The following is a 1,195-nucleotide window of genomic DNA, read 5'->3' on the forward strand; positions in this document are numbered from 1 at the left end:
AAAGTATAAAGTATCTTATCAGCAGATTTACAGCTGGGTTAAGAAATATGAGAATAATGGCATAGATGGGCTTATCGACAAACGTGGGAAGAAGAAAACTCTGGAAGAGATGACAGAAGTCGAACGCTTAAGAGCTACAAACAAGTTGCTTCAATCTGAAATCGAACAAAAATCTATGGAGATCGATCTATTAAAAAAGCTCGAAGAACTGGAAAGGAGGCGACGCTGAGCGGGGTACGTCAAGAATCTCTATATAAGGCTATAAAAGAACTGAATGAAGAAAAAAGCTACCCTATAGAAAGACTATGTAAAATCCTAAGTCTTAACAGGTCTTCGTACTATAAGTGGCTTAGAAGAAGCAAGAGCGGAAGAGAAATAGAGAATGAGGATATCACACACAAGCTAGCATATCTATATGCAAAGTATAATGGTATCTATGGTTACAGGAGGCTTAGGGATGAGCTGGAAGAACAGTTTGGAATAGTCTGCAGTGAAGGCCGTATTTACCGCCTGACAAGCCTGGTTGGATTGAAGTCAGTAATACGACGAAAGCGACCAAAGTATCAGCGCTCAACTCCTGAAATCACAGCTGAAAATATACTCAATCGTGACTTTAGGGCAGAGAAACTGAATGAAAAGTGGCTAACTGATGTGACGGAACTGAAATATGGAAATGGTCAGAAACTTTATCTCAGTGCAATCCTTGACCTCAAGGACAAGAGTATAGTCTCCTTTTCCATAGGTTCCAGCAATAACAACAAGCTGGTTTTCGACACATTTGATTTGGCTGTTGAAAAGTATCCTGATGCAAAACCACTATTTCATAGCGACAGAGGTTTTCAATATACCAGTAAACAGTTCAGACACAAACTCGATGAAGCTGGTATGGTCCAGAGTATGTCTCGGGTAGGTCGATGTATTGATAATGGTCCCATGGAAGGCTTTTGGGGGATTATCAAGTGCGAAATGTACTATCTGAACCAGTTCCGTACCTATCATGAGTTACAGGATTCAATAAGTGAGTATATTCATTTTTATAATTATGAACGCAGACAAAGAAAACTCAATATACTACCCCCTATGTCCTATCGTTCGATCCTTGAAAATGCTGCATAGAAAAAGAGTCCCACCAAAATGATGGAACTCAACAATTATTTTTGTTATTTATACTGTCTACTTGACTTATAGCAGATCA

At 39.1% G+C, this 1,195-nt stretch carries 2 protein-coding genes; both read left to right on the forward strand.

The features are described 5' to 3' along the window. Positions 1–229 (forward strand): helix-turn-helix domain-containing protein (locus ACKVDP_RS13795; RefSeq protein ID WP_409229480.1); only part of this gene is annotated, 229 nt, incomplete at its 5' end. Further along, positions 226–1,116 carry an IS3 family transposase gene (locus ACKVDP_RS13800; protein ID WP_409229481.1) on the forward strand — a complete coding sequence of 297 codons (891 nt, stop codon included), beginning with the start codon at positions 226–228 and terminating at the stop codon, positions 1,114–1,116. The genes ACKVDP_RS13795 and ACKVDP_RS13800, both read left to right, overlap by 4 nt. The last annotated feature ends 79 nt before the right edge of the window (positions 1,117–1,195 follow it).

This window comes from Gudongella ferriphila (genome assembly GCF_046224405.1).
In the GTDB taxonomy this organism is placed as follows: Bacteria; Bacillota; Clostridia; order Tissierellales; family Tissierellaceae; genus Gudongella.